17 protein-coding genes are annotated in these 18,211 nt (G+C 40.8%); 7 read left to right on the forward strand and 10 right to left on the reverse strand.

Translation table 11 applies throughout. The features are described from left to right. Window positions 1-90: 90 nt before the first annotated feature. The gene (locus QQK06_RS06625) at window positions 91-420 is read right to left on the reverse strand and encodes an ArsR family transcriptional regulator (protein WP_284243880.1); all 330 of its coding nucleotides are present in this window, start codon (window positions 418-420) and stop codon (window positions 91-93) included. Between the two features lie 79 nt (window positions 421-499). Between QQK06_RS06625 and QQK06_RS06630 the strand changes: the two genes are divergently transcribed. Continuing rightward, window positions 500-940 (forward strand): SRPBCC domain-containing protein, encoded by a 441-nt coding sequence (locus tag QQK06_RS06630; protein ID WP_284243881.1) that lies wholly within the window; start codon window positions 500-502, stop codon window positions 938-940. A 238-nt stretch (window positions 941-1,178) separates the two neighbouring features. On the opposite strand, the gene nosZ is transcribed toward QQK06_RS06630, so the two are convergent. From nosZ to tyrS, 4 genes are all read right to left on the reverse strand, one after another. Then, on the reverse strand, window positions 1,179-3,068 hold the full coding sequence (gene nosZ, locus QQK06_RS06635) for a TAT-dependent nitrous-oxide reductase (RefSeq protein ID WP_284243882.1): 1,890 nt from the start codon (window positions 3,066-3,068) through the stop codon (window positions 1,179-1,181). A 44-nt stretch (window positions 3,069-3,112) separates the two neighbouring features. Beyond that, window positions 3,113-5,248, reverse strand: a complete 2,136-nt coding sequence (gene nosR, locus QQK06_RS06640) for a transcriptional regulator NosR (protein WP_284243883.1) — start codon at window positions 5,246-5,248, stop codon at window positions 3,113-3,115. 194 nt (window positions 5,249-5,442) lie between these two features. After that, window positions 5,443-5,694: a hypothetical protein gene (locus QQK06_RS06645; protein WP_284243884.1), complete on the reverse strand. Its 252-nt coding sequence runs from the start codon at window positions 5,692-5,694 to the stop codon at window positions 5,443-5,445. A 302-nt stretch (window positions 5,695-5,996) separates the two neighbouring features. Beyond that, a complete protein-coding gene (gene tyrS / locus QQK06_RS06650) occupies window positions 5,997-7,196 on the reverse strand; it encodes a tyrosine--tRNA ligase (protein ID WP_284243885.1) in 1,200 nt (399 codons plus the stop codon). 160 nt (window positions 7,197-7,356) lie between these two features. Here tyrS and QQK06_RS06655 point away from each other — a divergent pair, with 160 nt between their 5' ends. The 5 genes from QQK06_RS06655 (at window position 7,357) to QQK06_RS06675 (ending at window position 12,127) form a co-directional block, all read left to right on the forward strand. Next, on the forward strand, window positions 7,357-8,706 hold the full coding sequence (locus QQK06_RS06655) for a peptidoglycan DD-metalloendopeptidase family protein (protein WP_284243886.1): 1,350 nt from the start codon (window positions 7,357-7,359) through the stop codon (window positions 8,704-8,706). A 4-nt stretch (window positions 8,707-8,710) separates the two neighbouring features. Further along, window positions 8,711-9,832: an anhydro-N-acetylmuramic acid kinase gene (locus tag QQK06_RS06660; RefSeq protein WP_284243887.1), complete on the forward strand. Its 1,122-nt coding sequence runs from the start codon at window positions 8,711-8,713 to the stop codon at window positions 9,830-9,832. 153 nt (window positions 9,833-9,985) lie between these two features. Beyond that, a complete protein-coding gene (locus QQK06_RS06665) occupies window positions 9,986-10,177 on the forward strand; it encodes a hypothetical protein (RefSeq protein ID WP_284243888.1) in 192 nt (63 codons plus the stop codon). 176 nt (window positions 10,178-10,353) lie between these two features. Beyond that, on the forward strand, window positions 10,354-11,229 hold the full coding sequence (locus QQK06_RS06670) for an SMP-30/gluconolactonase/LRE family protein (protein WP_284243889.1): 876 nt from the start codon (window positions 10,354-10,356) through the stop codon (window positions 11,227-11,229). Window positions 11,230-11,311: 82 nt separating this feature from the next. Then, window positions 11,312-12,127, forward strand: a complete 816-nt coding sequence (locus QQK06_RS06675; RefSeq protein ID WP_284243890.1) for a substrate-binding periplasmic protein — start codon at window positions 11,312-11,314, stop codon at window positions 12,125-12,127. A gap of 27 nt (window positions 12,128-12,154) precedes the next feature. On the opposite strand, the gene QQK06_RS06680 is transcribed toward QQK06_RS06675, so the two are convergent. The 3 genes from QQK06_RS06680 to QQK06_RS06690 form a co-directional block, all read right to left on the reverse strand. After that, on the reverse strand, window positions 12,155-12,994 hold the full coding sequence (locus QQK06_RS06680; protein ID WP_284243891.1) for a pirin family protein: 840 nt from the start codon (window positions 12,992-12,994) through the stop codon (window positions 12,155-12,157). A 17-nt stretch (window positions 12,995-13,011) separates the two neighbouring features. Next, complete coding sequence (locus QQK06_RS06685) at window positions 13,012-13,611, reverse strand: FMN-dependent NADH-azoreductase (protein ID WP_284243892.1); 600 nt, start codon at window positions 13,609-13,611, stop codon at window positions 13,012-13,014. A 62-nt stretch (window positions 13,612-13,673) separates the two neighbouring features. Further along, a complete protein-coding gene (locus QQK06_RS06690) occupies window positions 13,674-14,069 on the reverse strand; it encodes a DoxX family protein (RefSeq protein WP_284243893.1) in 396 nt (131 codons plus the stop codon). Between the two features lie 122 nt (window positions 14,070-14,191). Between QQK06_RS06690 and QQK06_RS06695 the strand changes: the two genes are divergently transcribed. After that, window positions 14,192-15,109, forward strand: a complete 918-nt coding sequence (locus tag QQK06_RS06695; protein ID WP_284243894.1) for a LysR family transcriptional regulator — start codon at window positions 14,192-14,194, stop codon at window positions 15,107-15,109. Here the strand turns inward: QQK06_RS06695 and QQK06_RS06700 are convergent. Next, entirely contained in the window at window positions 15,093-17,309 is a 2,217-nt protein-coding gene (locus QQK06_RS06700) for a TonB-dependent receptor plug domain-containing protein (protein ID WP_284243895.1), read from the reverse strand. The genes QQK06_RS06695 and QQK06_RS06700 overlap by 17 nt on opposite strands. A 153-nt stretch (window positions 17,310-17,462) precedes the next feature. Next, on the reverse strand, window positions 17,463-18,113 hold the full coding sequence (gene ssb, locus QQK06_RS06705; protein WP_284243896.1) for a single-stranded DNA-binding protein: 651 nt from the start codon (window positions 18,111-18,113) through the stop codon (window positions 17,463-17,465). Window positions 18,114-18,211: the final 98 nt, after the last annotated feature.

The raw sequence follows: 18,211 nt of genomic DNA on the forward strand, positions 1-18,211 counted from the left end.
CTCCTTTGATCTTGATTAAACAATATTAACTTAGCGACGAACAACTTAGCGTCTATTTAAAGTAACTAGGTCGAGCAAAGTTAGCACAGGTTAATCTTGCTCAAGATCCTGTTTCAACAGATGCAGAAAATTAGCTGCCGGCGCAGCATAGTCTTTAATCCAACGTTGATAAATTCCCTGAATTGGACTGATATCCAAAGTATTCCAGCAGTTTCGCCCCTGCTTTTGCTGTACGATCAATTGCGCGCTGGCTAATACCTTTAAATGCTGTAACACCGAACAACGACTTAACCATGCCATTTGCTGGCAGATATCCCCCGTCAGCATTGGACCATCCCGCAGCAGATCTAGTATTTTTCGTCGATCACTGGCCGCCAATGCTTTAAAAACTTTATCGTCCTGCTGCTCTTTTGTGCTCATCTTCGCGTTCAACATTGACCAATTGATAAATATGTTATAAATTTATAACATATTTATCATTAAGTGCAAGAGGCTTGCTATGCTAACTAACTACAGTGTCAGTACGAAAATTTTAAAACCACTGGGCGAAGTCTTCCAAGCGGTAGTAGAAAAGCAGCATATCATCAGGTATTTCGCAGATGAAAGCAGTGATAACTTAATCCCTGGTCAACAAGTGATTTGGCATTGGCAGCAATGGGGAAATTATCCAGTTATTGTCAAAGAAGTGCTAAATAATCAACGAATCACACTAAGCCTAGATGCTAAAGCATGGCAGAAAACTCAAGGTGAAAGCTACGATGTGACAGTTATTATCGCCTTTGAAACCGTTAGTGACGATGAAACCTTAGTAACCATTAGTGAACAAGGCTGGCCACAAGACTCACAAGGTTTAACCGCCTCTCATGAAAACTGTGGTGGCTGGATGCATATGCTAATGTGCCTAAAAGCTTATATCGAACACGATATCGATTTACGTTAGCTAAAATTTATATTCCTATTATTGGTGGCTATAAATTTAGCCCATTAGTAAATAAAGATGTTGCCATGGTAATAAGAGCAAGCATCACCAGCATGGATGCTGGTGTTGAGCTTCCATGAAAGGACTCGCAACGTCTTGCTTGTTTACCTAGCAACAGCTATCGGGAACCTAACCTAGCTAAAAAAAGAAAAAGGAGCATACTGCTATGCTCCTTTTTGATTTTTATTTGCGATAAAAATTAGGCTTCAACCAGCATACGGCCGCGCATTTCCATGTGTAATGCATGACAGAACCAGTTACAGTAGTACCACTGAACACCTGGCTTGTCGGCGGTAAAGGTGATTGAAGAAGTCGCCTGTGGACCAATTTCCATTTGTACACCATGGTTAGTCATACAGAAACCATGGGTAACATCTTCAACCATGTCTAAGTTAGTCACAATAACCGTCACTTCATTACCCAACTTCACTTTAAATGATTCCAACCCAAAGGTTGGCGCCACCGAGGTCATGTAAACACGGACCTTGTTACCGTCACGAATGACCTTGTTATCCGTCATCGGGTTAACACCGTCACGTTTCGCTTGGGCTAAAGTTTCAGCAAAGATAGGATCATCACGGGTCCACAGCTTGTTAGGCTTCATACGGCTACGATGTACTATCATACAGTCATGTGGTTCCGCATAGGTTGGGCCGTCATGTACGAGTTTCATTTCGTCACCAGAAATATCAATTAATTGATCATTTTCCGGGCGTAATGGACCAACTGGTAAGAATCTGTCTTTCGAGAACTTACATAAAGATATCAACCATTTACCATCCGCATCACGAGTTTCACCTTGTGACGTATGGTTATGACCCGGTTGATAATGCACATCCAATTTTTGACGAATGTAGTTCACTTTCTTGCCATTGTGGGCAGCAATCGCATCTTCAACATTCCATTTTGCAATCTGACTATCGAGGAACAAGGTAGTGTAAGCATTCCCCTTGTTATCAAACGCTGTATGTAATGGCCCTAAGCCTAATTCTGGTTCAGCAACAATCGCGTCACGTGGTTTGATCTTGTTGGCGAATAAATCATCCAGTTTCTTAATCGAGATGATAGAAACTGTTGGTGATAATTTACCATTTGCGACAAAGTATTCACCATTTGGTGAAGTATTCATACCGTGAGGAGATTTAGGCACAGGAATATAACGGGTTAAATTAGAACCCTTACGACCATCAAGTACTGGAATATTATTACCATTGTAGGTTTTGAATTTACCTGCTTTTACCGCAGCTTCACAGGCAGCCAAACTAAAGACCACCACATGGTCACGTTCAGCAGAAATCATCTCACCTAAGTTCATACCCATTTCTGAGTTGTAACAAGTAGAGGCGAAATACTTACCATCATAATCTGCATCGGTATTATCTAAGTTACCATCAACCATGACTTGGAAAGCCACTTCCATGGTTTCCGCATCAATGACGTTAAATAATGAGCGATAAGTGCTGACGTCTTCTAAGCTCGCCTTACCGTCATTGTTCATTGGAATTTCAAATTCACCATTACAAATAACATATTTGGTATATGGTACTTTTTGTACCCGTAAACCATGAATCGCTTGCACGTTTGGTACAGTGATCATCTTGTCACACTTCATAACATCACAACGAATACGGGCTACACGGGTATTGGCCTTATCATTGATAAAGACATACTTACCGTTATAACGGCCATCAGTCATACTCATATGAGGATGGTGCGAATCACCTGCTAACAAGTGAGCACTGTCGCCTTTAATACGCTTAGACTCATCGGTTAACCCCCAGCCAGTTGCACTATCAGTATTAAACACCGGAATACGCATTAATTCACGCATCGATGGAATGCCCATAATACGTACTTCACCCGAGTGACCACCTGACCAGAAGCCATAGTATTCATCGAGATCGCCCGGATGAACAAATGGGCTGTTACCTGCTTCTTTGGCGCGGGCTTGCGCCATCGACGAGAACATTGCGGCAGTCATAGGAGCAGCAACCGCACCGGCCCCTAATAGCGCAGTTTTACCAAAAAATTTACGTCTGTCTTCGTTTTCTAACTCTAGATCATTAACATCATGTTTTTCATTGCTCATACTCTTTCTCCACTATTATTTTCTTTTCTTTTTCAATTGGCCGATTAAGCGACATTAACCGTCGGTATCTCATTTTCTTTGTTTTGCTCGTTAAAACGATTTTTCTTTCGTGCCAGCTTCTTAAGCGGCGGACATTTTTGCTCATTAAAATAGGTAATTTGGCAATCCAGACAATAATGACACTCGCGCATATTGATAGTGCCATCAGGGTGAATCGCCTGAATCTCACATTCTTTGGCACAGGTTTGACAGGGCTTGCCACATTCAGGACGACGTTTAAGCCAATTAAACAGTTTGACGTTATTACCCACAGAAAGCGCCGCACCAAGCGGACATAGGTAGCGACAAAAGAACTTGCGGTTAAACAAATTGATAACCAGCAGCAATAATGCCCAAGCGATAAATGGCCACTCACGGTCAAATTTTAGTAAAAAGGTGGTTTTAAAAGGCTCAACTTCTGCAAACTGTTCAGCCATTGCTAATGAGTCAAGCGACAGGCCAAACAGTCCTAATAAAATTAAATATTTAATTGCCCACAAGCGTTCATGAACGGCGAACGGTGGTTCGATTTGTGGAATTTTAATATAGCGAGCAAAGACATTGAGTAGTTCTTGCAACGCACCAAACGGGCATAACCAACCACAATAGACCGCTCTGCCCCATAAGATCATGGTGACCGCAGCCGCGCACCATAAAATAAAAATCACCGGATCCAGTAAAAACAAATCCCAGGAAAATTCAGACATAAAGGCTTGCAGGAAAGTGAAGACATTCACTACGGATAATTGTCCGCCCCAAACCCAGCCAATAAAAACCACAGTAACGATTAAAAAACCATGACGAAAATTATGCAAAAACGTTGGATGCTTGACTAAGATATCTTGCAAAAACAGCGTCGCCAGTAATATCACCATTAACCCAGCTAAAATCATCACTTCGAGATTTTTTTCCTGCCAAACTTGCTGAGTCAACGTCAATTCCGGCTCTGGCAAGATCACCGTTGGACGATCAACGTATTTATCTAAGGTGTGATAATCCCCTTTAAAGCTGGTGAAAATGCTATCCACCGCACCTGTTTGCCGACGCACTAATAACTCCAGCTGCCAATCGACACCTGGATTAAATGCGTGATGTTCGCGAATGATAAATATCGACATTTCACGAAACTCAGGAACACCATCGATATACAAATCAGTAAGGCGAGTATGATCTAAGTCTCGAAAGGCAATTGCGTCACCGTTTTGTAAGACCTGAAGACGATCGAAGATACCACCACGCACATACCCTGAGCCCTTATAAGAATAGCCATTTCCCATCACGGCGATCGCATGCTCGCCAGGTTGTAGCGTTTTCGTTAACCATTGATATTCCGATTCACCTAATAAGTTTTTGCCTATGCTAGGTATATTGAGTTGAGCAAAGTAGATCTCAGCAAACATCTCATCTTTTTGTTCTGGCAACGCTTGACCTATATGTTCAGCAGCGGTGCCAAAAAACGCTTCATCGACCATTTTACGGTTGAGGTATAGGCGTCTAATAGAGCCATCCCCGACTAAGGTTTGCCAATCTGTTTTCTGATAGACATCCTGATAGATGGTCGCCATTGGCTGAATGATCTGTTGATCGGCTTTAATGATACCAAGTGCACGTGCCACTTTAGTTGCTGATTTAACAATAGCAACGTTCATCACCATCACGGTCACAGTAGCACCAGATAAGCCATCGATATGCGTAGTGCCACCTTGTTTACTACCACCTACTTTTAAACGGTCGCTAACAGACAAGCCGGGATATTGATCGGCAAACTCATACAATTTAGTTTCAGGAATACCCGCCAAAATAATCGGTTCGTGGTGTTCTAAAACTTTAGCGCCGAGATAAACGCCCTTAGGATCAATAGCGACCAGCATATTTACTGGTTCACCAGAATATGCTGGTATTTTGGCTATATCATTGGTTTCAAACGCATAACCAATAATTTCATCACCTTTATAAATGGTCCACGTTAATGGCTCACCTTGCTTTTCACCGATTTTGGTCAACTCTGGAAAAATTTCATGGATAAGGGGAATAGGATCTTTAGGAGGGCTAACAAAAAGTGCATGGGCAGGGATTAGTATGCTAATAATCATCAGCATGGCTAATATTATACGGCGATTAAATAACAGCGTTTTATTCATTTCAACCTTTATCCCACAACCAAGAAATCAGTAAACTGCGACAATATGTCGCACATACTACGCTTCAAATGAGAGCAGAAGATGACTTAGATCAAAGAATAAGATTAAGAAGAGAGTTCAGTTATTGAGATATGATTTAGATCAAATAAAAAATAGTAACCCTATATAGAGTATGGATTTATTTAACTTAGCTGCTAGCGAATAATAATATCAGGTGACGAATCGATCATGCCATCACTACTGATTGTTGAAGCATTATCGTCAAGCAGCATTACGGCAATATTACCCGCAGTGGAATGCCTGATAAACGCCAGTTCGTAGCCGTACTTTGATAAACTACTGGCAGAAAACTTTTGTGCTAAAGTAAGCTCTGTCCATAAGGACTGATAGTCACTATCGTGACTACGCCTTTCAATTAATGGATCTCTGTTTTTTGATGATTCCATCTGAATACCCTATCGTCGACTACAAAGTAATAAAATTGGCGATCGTTAGACGCTTGTTAATCATTAATAAGTTAAAGCATATTACATTCCAGTTATATTAATAATTAAAATTCAAACACTTAATTTAAAGCCTATCTTAATAGTTAAAACAAATGTAAAAAAAGCTGACGAAACTCATTCAAGTTAAGAGCTGTTTGTATATACACACCTGTTTATCGATAAAGTCGTAATATGCTGTACTTCCTGGGCATAAAAAAAGCCAGTCATATTAGACTGGCTTTTCAGATATCAACAAATGGCTGTTAGTTGACCGTAACTTTGGCAAACTTTCGTTTACCTACTTGATAAACGGCAGTCGCCCCCTGATCGATCATCAACTTATTATCCGTTACTTTTTCACCGTCTATTTTCGCAGCTCCCTGCTTGATCATTCGCATTGCCTCGGAAGTACTTGCCACTAGGCCAGCTTCTTTTAATAAATTGGCAATAGCAATCTCACCATTTTCTGCTGCTAATGTCAGCTCTGGCATATCATCTGGCAACGCGCCTTTTTGAAAACGATTAATAAACTCTTGATGCGCAGCTTCGGCAGCTTGTTCACTATGAAAACGCGCAATAAGTTCTTTCGCCAGATCAATTTTGACATCACGTGGATTTGCCCCTTCAGCTACTTTTGCTTTATAAGCAGCAATTTCTTCCAGCGGTTTAAAGCTTAATAAATCAAAATAACGCCACATCAGCTCATCAGAAATCGACATCACTTTACCGAACATTTCCGTTGGCGTATCGGTAATACCAATATAATTGCCTAATGATTTTGACATCTTCTGCACGCCATCTAAGCCTTCGAGTAATGGCATCATTAATACAGTTTGCGGACGTTGCCCTTCAGATTTTTGCAGTTCGCGGCCCATTAATAGGTTGAACTTTTGATCGGTACCGCCAAGTTCAACATCAGCTTCTAACGCAACAGAATCCCAGCCCTGCACTAATGGGTACATAAATTCATGGATAGCAATCGATTGGCCATTAGTATAACGCTTTTTAAAATCATCACGCTCCATCATCCGAGCAACGGTTTGACGAGACGCCAGTTTTAACATGCCGGCAGCCCCTAATTGCTCCATCCAGCTGGAGTTAAATTCCACTCGGGTTTTTGCTGGGTCAAGAATTTTAAATACCTGCTCTTTATAAGTTTCAGCATTTGCCAGCACATCTTCTTTGGTTAACGGCTTACGGGTGACATTTTTACCGGTAGGATCACCTATCATGCCAGTGAAATCACCGATCAGGAAAATCACTTCGTGCCCTTGTTGCTGAAACTGACGCAATTTATTGATTAATACCGTATGGCCTAAATGTAAATCAGGTGCCGTTGGATCAAAGCCCGCCTTAATTTTAAGAGGTTTACCTTGCTTTAACTTTTCCAGTAATTCTTCTTCCAGTAAGATTTCATCACTACCGCGTTTTAACTCGGCAAACGCTTGGCTGACATCTGACATCGGTTTTGCTCCAATTTCATGGCTAATATTAAGAGATAAGTGGCGAATTCTACTGCAAATCACCGCATGGAGGAAAGTCAAACATTGTTTAGTTACGTATTATTTTGTTATAGTGAACGATAGTTGTCGTATTAGAAATCGTCATTTAGGTAGTAACTTTTTGAAAAGTATAAGAAATTTCTATATAGCATTACCCCAACAGCACAGAGTTGTTCTCTCTGCTGTTAGCCTGTTATTACTTTTATTACTTATTATTCCCTCAGAAAAAGCAACGGCTAGTCGTCAAACCGAACAATCTTCGTTTGAAGTAGGTAAACGCTATCAATTAACTGTACCTAAAAGCAGTGCAGATACTGTAACAACTGAGTCAGAAGAAACAACTGCCCCCCTAACAGCAGCAGAGACACTGAACTGGCAGACTGCGACAGTCAAAAAAGGCGATTCATTAGCTAAAATATTTAAACGTTTAGGCTTTAGCCCCCGTACGACTTATCAAGTCAGCCAGGCAAAAGGCAATGATAGTAAGCTACTGAAAAAGCTTAATGTCGGAGATAAGTTACGCATAGGTAAAAATCAGCAAGGCGAGTTAGCATCATTAGAATACCCACTATCGAAAACCGAAACCTTATTCGTTAACCTGATTGAAGGTAAGTACCAATCTAGCAAAGAAACAAAAACCGTAGAGATCAGAGAAAATATCGCGCACGGTGTTATTAAATCAAATTTCTGGAATGCCGGTATTGAAGCCGGATTAGATGATGGTCAAATCATCAACTTAGCCAATATTTTTGGTTGGGATATCGATTTTGCCTTAGATATCCGAAAAGGCGATGCATTTCATGTTGTTTACGAAAATAAATATGTTGATGGCGAATATATCGGTACAGGTAAAATCTTAGCCGCAGAATTTGTCAATCAGGATGAAGCATTTCAGGCAATACGCTTTACCGATGGTGACTATTACTCACCTGACGGTAAAAGCATGAAAAAAGCATTTTTACGTGCACCGGTTAACTTTAAATATATCAGCTCTAATTTTAAGCCAAAGCGCTTTCATCCAATTCAAAAACGTTGGAAGGCGCACCGTGGAACAGATTATCGCGCGAAAAAAGGTACGCCTGTAGTCGCGTCAGGTAATGGACGAGTAATTAAAGCGAGCTATAACCGCTTCAACGGTAACTATGTTTTCATTCAGCACGGCAATAATATCGTCACTAAGTATTTGCATTTTACTAAACGTGCAGTGAAAAGCGGCCAAAGAGTGAAACAAGGGCAAGTAATTGGCTATGTAGGTGCCACAGGCCTTGCAGAAGCGCCGCATTTACATTATGAGTTTTTATTAAACGGTGTCCACCGCAATCCAAGAACCGTAAAATTACCGGATGCCCAACCAATTGCGAAAAAATACCGCCAGGCTTTTGCCCAAATCGCGGAGCAGCGATTAACTGAATTAGCAGGCTCAAGATTAGCGCTAAACTCACTTAAACAAAGTGATAATCAAGCGCTCTAATGAGATGAGTCACTCTGGTTACTATATTGGTTTAATGTCAGGTACCAGTGCTGATGGTGTTGATTTAGCCTTAGTTAGCTTTAACGAAAAAAACGTTGAACTGATCAGTCATTATTATCAAGCTTATAATCAAGCTTTAGCGCAAAAAATCATTGAGCTATATTCTCCATCAATTAATGAAATTGATCGCCTAGGTCAGCTTAGCGTCGAATTAGCACACTTTTTTGCCCAAGCGATACAAGAACTTCTTGCTCAGCAAAAAATGTCACCTAAAGATATTATCGCCATTGGCTGCCATGGTCAGACAATTAGGCACCGCCCTGCAAAGAGCGAGTACATTAATTACCCTTTTACCTTACAAATTGGCTGTAGTCAGACTCTGGCCTGTTTAACTGGTATCAGAACAATAGGTGACTTTAGAACAAAAGATATGGCGCTAGGCGGACAAGGAGCTCCATTAGTGCCAGCTTTTCATCGCTACCTATTTAATGAGTTGCAGCAAGATGCCTTTATCGTCAATCTTGGCGGCATAGCTAACATTACTTACCTGCCCGAAGATAAACAGCAGTCGGTACTTGGTTTCGATACCGGTCCGGCCAACGCATTACTTGACGCGTGGTGCTTACAACATACCGGCAAAAGTTTTGATCAAGACGGTAACTGGGGAGCCCAGGGAGCAATCTCTCAACCATTGTTAACAGAGTTACTATCAGATCCTTATTTTGCTCTGCCTGCGCCGAAAAGTACTGGTCGAGAATATTTTACTCTGGATTGGTTATCACAATATCTCAGTTGTTATAACCTTGCTGCCGTCGACGTGCAAGCAACATTAGTGGCATTAACCGCTCACTCTGTTGCAAATGCCATTAACAAATTATCCCCGAAAGCTTTCGTATATTTATGCGGAGGAGGAATCCACAACAAGCAGTGTTATAAGCAATTAAAACAGCAACTTAGCTGCCACACGTTAAATTCAATTAATACACTAAAGCTGAATAATAACGCATTTGAAGCTATGGCATTTGCCTGGTTGGCGTTCGCATATGACAAAAAATTCTATGGAAATATCCCAACGGTGACGGGAGCTAGCAAGCAAACCGTGCTCGGAATTGAATATACAAGCTGATCAGCTATAGACCTCGTGAGATGCCGCTCTATAATAGAATACTTATGCAGAAAAGTTAAACATTGATAGTTTATATATTGAACTATTTGAATAATAAAGTATCTAATTGCTTATGCTGTATGTTTCAACATCTGGCATATTAAAGGAGGGGTTATGGAGTTTAATGATATTCATATTGGTATGAAATGCGGAAGCAAAAAAGGCAGTGGTACTGTCACCTGGATAGATGGTTCTACCAGGACAATTTATATGTCAAACCCTGTCAACAACAATAGTTTTGAAGTGAACTTCGAAGAAATTATCGAAGATCCCCAAGTACATAATAGAGAAGACACCTATTATTAGTATTAGCAACTGTCGCCGATAACAGCTCATTAGCCCCTGAATAGAGCAATATTTAGGGGCTTTTTATTATCCTAAAAATAGCCTGAGAAAAAGGCATATTGATATAACAGATTAATCATTGTCTACACCGGTAGTTATGCTAATTTACTCTCACTATTCACTATCTTGTCAATATTATGCGCTATTTTTCAACTATTGCTCTTTCTTTATTTTTTCCCAGTCAACTTACTATTGCAGCACAAGAAGCCACTCAAGATTGGATGCCAGCACAAAGCTTTACCAAAGGCGTTGAAGGACCAGCAGTAGATAAAAATGGCAATTTATATGCGGTCAATTTCGCTAAAGATGGCACTATTGGCAAAGTGAATAAACAAAATAACGGCGAAATTTTTATCGAACTACCTAATGGTTCTATCGGTAATGGTATTCGTTTCGATAAGTTTAATAACATGTATATTGCTGATTATGTCAATCACAATATTTTCAAATATGACATAGCGGCTAAACAACTATCCGTTTTTGCCCATAACCCAAAGATGAATCAGCCAAACGATATTGCGATATCTGATAGTGGTATTTTGTTTGCCAGCGATCCTAACTGGTCAAAAAACACTGGCAATATCTGGCGTATTAATACCGATGGTACCTCGAATTTATTAGAAGCTAACATGGGCACCACTAACGGTATTGAAGTAAGTCCAGATAACAACACCTTGTATGTTAATGAAAGTGTACAACGGAAGATTTGGCGTTATCAGTTAGACGCACAAGGCAACATTAGCAACAAATCACTCTTCTATCAGTTTGATAGCTTTGGTTTAGATGGTATGCGCTGTGATAAAGCAGGTAACCTATATGTTGCAAGATACGGTGCTGGTGAAGTAGTAGTTATTTCTCCTCAAGGTAAGCTGCTACGTTCAATAAAACTAAAAGGTCAACACCCGACGAATGTTGCCTTTGGAGGTAAAACGGGCAAACAAGTGTTTGTTACTATGCAACAGAGGGGCGCGATAGAAACTTTTCAAACAGGTATCGCTGGCCGATATTTTTAACAACTAAACTAAGCTATAATAAGCAGCAAGAACTTCTAATGTCAGCCCTATCGCTGTATTAAAAACCTTGCTGTGAGTTGTTGTGAGTTGCATTAAAAATTTAATCGCTGCTAATCTCTTTAGCAACTATCTGTTTAGCAGGCTAGTGCTGTTGGCGCTGTTAACACAGGTAAAAGTAACATCGGCATCTGAGCCGGAATTATTTCTGGTAACAGAGCATTTACCCCCCTACCAAATCGTCGATCAAAATAGTCAGCTGTCTGGATTTTCTGTTGAACTGGTCCATGAGGTATTAAAGCGTAGCGGTTACTCTTATCAAATGAATGTCTACTCCTGGGTACGTTCTTATAATCTAACCTTACAAAAACCTAATCACTGCATCTTCTCTATTGCTCGTCTGCCAATAAGAGAAAACTTATTTCAATGGATAGGCCAAATAACCGAACTCAATAATGCCGTTATTTGGGGCATCAAAGCTAAACAGCACGACAAAATAAACGATATCGAAGAAATTAAAAAATACTTAATTGCTGTTAATAAAAATGATGCTACTCACTTGGGATTAGTAGAAAGAGGTTTTGTTGAAAATAAAAACTTGTATGTCCTTGAACATACCAACTCACTGATTAACCTGTTAATGACCCGTCCGGAAATTGACTTTATTGTCGCTGACGACATCACCATAGCGTACCGAGCAGAGCTTGCTGGCGTTGATTTTGATAGCTTACAGCGTGTGTTTGAGGTTAAAGATTTACAATTAGATTTTCATCTGGCGTGCAATAAGCAGACACCAAAAGCAATTACCGATAAACTGACTCAGGCATTAAAAAGCATTCATAGTGACGGCTTCTATCAAAACACGCTCGCAAAATGGCGGGGTAAAATGAATCATAGATAACAACTCGTATTTTCCCCCGTTTAAGCTTTAGAATTGACCCGCTTGATAATCATGAAATGCTTGATTAATTTCTTCTCTGGTATTCATCACAAAAGGACCTCCACGAGCAACAGGCTCATTTAACGGCTTACCTGCAATCACTAGAAAACGGCTTGCTTGTAATGATGTCACTTCAATCGCCTGCGCAGCCGTTAGCACAGCAAGTTGCCCTTGGTTAACTCGGGTTTGTTGCTTGCCAATTGCTAGGCTGCCATCAACAACATAAATAAACGCATTGTGGTTTTTATCCACCCCTTGTGTTAACACTTCATTTTCAGTGAGGCTAACATCCCAATAGGTTGGCGAGACAAAATCATTCTGAATCACGCCCTTGGTTCCTTGCTGGGTTTCTCCGGCAATCACTTTGATCTGACCACCACCAGCAAGCGCTTCGATGGCTATATCATTACTTTTTATCTCCTGATACTTGGGCGCTGACATTTTTGCACTAGCAGGTAAATTTACCCAGAGCTGAAACCCAGCAAGTAAGCCATCTTCCTGTTCCGGCATTTCTGAATGAATCACACCTTTACCGGCACTCATCCATTGAACATCTCCTTTTGCAATCACGCCTTCATTACCCAAATTATCCCGATGACGCATTTTACCCGCCAGCATATAAGTGACAGTTTCAAACCCGCGATGCGGATGGTCAGGAAAGCCACCAATATAGTCTTGCGCTTGATCAGAGCTAAACGCATCTAGCATGAGAAATGGGTCGAGCATGTCAAGATACGGCGTGCCGATTAAGCGGGTTAATTGCACTCCGTCTCCATCTGAGGCGGCTAAACCATTAATAACCTGTTTAACTTCTCTTACTGCATTCATGATGTCCTCCTCGTTAATTAAGCATTAATTAAACTATCTAATTCCTGATCGATACTCTCTGTTTGTTGCTCACTTGATAACTTAATTTGCCCAGCATCAATAACAGTGACATCAGTAATACCAATAAACGCCATTACCTGTTTTAAATAGTTAGTAGCAAAATCCGCCTCACTGCCAATAGTTACACCGCCGGACGCCATCACTAAATACGCCTTCTTATTTTCCAGCAAACCAACAGGGCCTTGCTCAGTATATTTAAAAGTAAGTCTTGCCCTGGCAACTAAATCAATCCAGGCTTTTAATACCGCAGGAATACTAAAATTATACACAGGTGACGCAATAACAATATGCTCTGCCTGCTGTAATTCACCCACCAAATGATCTGATAACGCTAGGGTTTCCTTATGATGCGCTTCACGATCTTCCGCTGCGGTAAAATTCGCGCCAATCCACTGTTCATCAATAAACGGTAGACCTGTTGCCAAATCACGTTTAATCACTTTGCCAGCTTTTTGTTTTTTGATGAGTTGTTCCACTAACTGTTCAGATACTTCACGGGTAATAGACCCTTGGTGACGGCCACTGGAATTAATGTGTAATACGTTTTGTGATGCCATTTTCATCTCCTAAAAATTTGTTATTGTTGGGCACCTTAGTGCCCGTAACTCGCTATCAGCCATTAATTACTTTTCTTTGGCATGCCGTTATCAATAGAGACATACCCAGCACCATTAGCCACTAAAAACATAAAGCCACCAGCAATCGCGATATTTTTCATAAATAAAATAGATTGCATTTGATCGGTAAAGTCGGCATGAAAAATCAATGCTGACAGCACAGTAAAGCCAGCAAGTAAAAATGCGACGATTCGGGTTTTAAAACCAACAATGATCGCTAATGCACCTGCGATTTCAGTCAAGATCACCAAGGGGAGAAGCTGACCTGGTATTCCCATAGCTTCCATATAGCCAACTGTTCCGTCATAGCCCGAAATTTTACTTATCCCTGCCATTAAAAAAATGATGCTGATTAAAATGCGTCCGATTAAATTGCCGTAATTCTCAATAGTTCTCATCTCTCTCTCCAATTAATTTAGTTAAGTTTGTTTACTTAAGCTCAGTTTACCGTTATAAGAAAAACAATAAACAGTGACAAAAAGAACTTATTGTTTACTGAAAAAGAACAATAGAGCGTACTATGAACCCTTACGAAGATATGCAAACTTTTATTCGGATTGTCGAAGCCGGCAGTATCACGAAAGCAGCAGAGCAGATGGATACCGTCAAATCAGCAGTTAGCCGACGATTAACAGAATTAGAAAAGCGACTAGGTGTTTCACTACTGACTCGAACAACACGCAGCCAAACCCTAACAGAATCAGGACTCAGTTATTACCAGCAGAGTGTCCGTATTTTAGAAGATTTAGCCGAAGTAGAATCTAGCATTCGCAGTGAACATCAGGCACTTTCCGGGCGGATAAAAATTGCGGCTCCGTTGTCTTTTGGTTTAAATCATTTAAACCAGGCGCTAAGAACCTTTAATGACATTCATCCCGATGTTTATTTTGATATCGACTTTAATGATCGTAAAGTTGACCTGGTTCAGGAAGGTTTCGATCTGGCAATTCGTATTGCCAATCTGGATGACTCAACTTTGATGGCCAAACCATTATTTAAAGCACAAGGGATCTTATGTGCCAGTCCCTCTTATCTAAAAAAGCATGGTATACCTAAAACCTCAGAGGATTTACGACAAGGTCATGTCCGAATGCATTATACCGGCGGGCGCAACAGCTGGCCGCTTTTGACACCATCGGGTAATAAAACCACAGTTGATATCCCAACAGTTGTCAGTGCCAATAACGGCGACTTTCTTTGTCAGGCGGCCATTGATGGCAAAGGCTTATTATTCACACCCGACTTTATTTGTTATAAGGCAATTCGTCAGCGCCAGCTTATTCCTTTATTACGTGAATATTGGTGCGACAATAATATTAACGGTTACGCTATTTACCCGCAAACCAGACACTTATCGCAACGGGTACGGGTGTTAATCAACTATTTAAGTCAGTATTTTGGCGATGAACCCTATTGGCGTATTAAAAATGATAACTAAGTTCGATATACACACGCCGGCCATGCATTAAATAGTCATTAGAGATCCTACCGTCACTTGGCTCATATATTTGTTTATCAAAGATATTTTTTACCGCTGCAGCAATACTCCAGTGGCTACTTGGTTTGCTGGTTAAATGCTTTCTACGCAGTGCCAGATCAACTTGCTGATAATCATCAACGGCTTCTCGCGTATCACCCTCTTCCCGCTTGCGGTTAATAATATAATTGAGCTGGCTCGACAGTTGCCAATGACTATTGATTTGCCAGCGGGCGTCAAAATAAAACTGTTGCTTAGGTACGTACTCTACTTGGCTATGATTAGCTTCATCTTTGGTGCTTTGATAGGCGTAATTCGCCTTGACTTGCCAGTTATCATTAACGCGCCACTCCACTTCAATTTCAGATCCTTTACCTGTTAAACTCCGGTAGTTCTGCGCTGTACCGACTCCTTCATTATTGACAACAAAAGCGACCATATTATCGGTACGATAATGATATAAATTAAGTTTAGCGGTTAAATCTGCACTCAACGCATAGTTAAAAGATACTTCAGAAGTATTAATCGTCTCTGGTTGTAAATTCTTATTTCCTAATGATATCGGGTTATTCTGGCTGTATAGCTCACTAAATGAGGGAGCACGAAACGCTTCACCGTATAAGAATTTACTCGTTAGCTTATTCGTAGTACGCCAAACCAAAGCAACCCTTGGGTTTATGGTGCTGCCGAAATCTGAATAATGGTCATAGCGTATGCCAGTGGTTAACGTCCACCCCTGGTTGATTTGCCAAATGTCCTGTAACGAGGCATATTTTATCGTTCGGGTTTTATCCGGTACATAAATAAATGGCGTATTCTCTACCGATGTCACTACGCCATCAACAATCACCGGATTCGCATCACCTGCCAGAGTTTTTTTATCTAATATCCCTGGTCCAAAATTTTTCGTTTCTACACCATGTATTTTTTCTTTTTTATAGCCAATATTAAAGCGCAACTGATTGTCTTTATTTGCCTGATAATAGGCTGTTAATTCAAGCGTCGGGATGTTAACCTGACTACCCGGATTACCTTTAAACCCTTCACTAAAAGTGGTTAAACAACCTATGCCAGGAATATTAACCGTTACACACCCTTGACCATCATGCGGAGTAAAAATATTCCCGTCATTACCAACAGGTAGTACAGTCCCTGAAGGAAAAATGTCGAATGTCGCTAAGGTATCCAAATAGAAAAAGCTCAATTGGCTTTCAAACGACCAGTCATCAATCAAACTATCGTTGCTATAGGCAAGCGACAATAAATATTGATCTAAATGATCATTGCCTAAATGATCAATGGATTGTGCGGCACCGGCGCCAACCCCTGAATTTCTTTTCAGGTAACCATCTAAACCAAGCTGCCAATGCGTATTATTGATATGAATATTGTAATTTAATGCTTCAATTCTGTCGTCTAGATAAGAAGGCGCCAGTGAAGCACTACTACCAAACAAGCCATCAAGGCTTGACTGGAAATCACTTTCTACTTTCCTGTCTGTAGCAGAGTCGCGCTTAAAATACTCGAGATTCACTGCCAGTTGCCAATCATCAGCAAATATTTGGCTATGTTGCAGCCAGATATTTTGCGTATTGTGCGATCCTAATCGGGTAGCAAGCTGAGTACCATTAATCTGCGCTGCCGTTTTGGTAATAATATTGATCACACCAGCATACGCATCTGCGCCATAAATTGCTGAACCTGGTCCTCGCACTACCTCAATACGCTCAATATTATTAACATTCATCCGAGACAAATGGGTAAGGCCGGATGCATAAAGATCACCATCAATACGGTAACCATTAAGCATAAACATCACCTGCTGGTTTTGACCGGCATAAATACCTCTAAACGTATACACAGGTGAGGTTCGGTTTAATGTTGAAGGAATGACATGTAAGCCTGGTACTGACTCCAACACATCTTCAAGGGTTAATGCACTGAGCGCTTGGATATCTGTTGCAGTGATTAAACTGGCAACAGCAGGTGCCTGATTTAAATTAACTGGCGTGCCGGTGGAGATTTTTATTTGCGAAAGCTCTAACAATGACAGGGAATACACATCAAACGCTTCTCTTGCCGATAAAGTAAAACTGCTGCATAGCAATAATAGCCCAAGCACCCTTTGAGATCGTTGACAAAGTAATAAGCTTACATTCATAGTTCGAACTTTACTTACACCCTAAATAGTTATAACAGTATAAGTATAATAGATGAGTTAACACTGAAAGTATTTTTTAAAGGCAAAAAAAAAGGGGGAATAAATCCACCTTCTTTCGCTATTCGTTTTCAACATTTTTGTTTTTGTCTTGAATTAGAACGGAATATCATCGTCAAAATCAATCGTCGGTTCCTGCGGGTTTACCTTAGGTGCCTGTTGCTGGTTCTGTTGCTGAAAACCACCTTGTTGTTGATTTTGCTGATAGCCACCTTGCTGCTGAGGTTGCTTATACTGCTGCTGTGGACTCTGTTGCTGAAAACCACCTTGTTGCTGTGGCGCAGCAGCTGGCTGTTGGAAACCCGCTTGTTGCTGAGGAGCTGCTGCAGCGGCAGGTTGTTGGAAACCACCTTGCTGTTGTGGTGCTTGTTGCTGGAAACCACCGCCCTGTGTCATACCGCCCTGGCCACGTGAATCTAACATCTGCATTTCGTTTGCCACAATCTCAGTAGTGTATTGATCAACACCTTGTTGATTTTGCCATTTACGAGTTTGCAAGCGACCTTCTAAATACACCTTTGAACCTTTTTTCAAATACTCGCCAGCAATTTCAGCCAAACGCTGATAAATGACAATACGATGCCATTCAGTTTTCTCTTTTTGCTCACCAGTTTGCTTATCTTTCCAAGTTTCAGAGGTTGCCACAGTAAAGTTTGCAACCGCGCTGCCATTTGGCATAAAACGCACTTCAGGATCTTGCCCTAAATTTCCAACAATGATGACTTTGTTAATACCACGACTGGCCATGTATATTTCCTACTCAGGTTGCGCAGTAGTTGATAAGCTACTGACTTTTCAACATTAAACTTTAGCGCTAAAGTTGATGCTGAATCAAATTAAACAGT

The organism is Thalassotalea insulae (assembly GCF_030161395.1).
In the GTDB taxonomy this organism is placed as follows: domain Bacteria; phylum Pseudomonadota; class Gammaproteobacteria; order Enterobacterales; family Alteromonadaceae; genus Thalassotalea_E; species Thalassotalea_E insulae.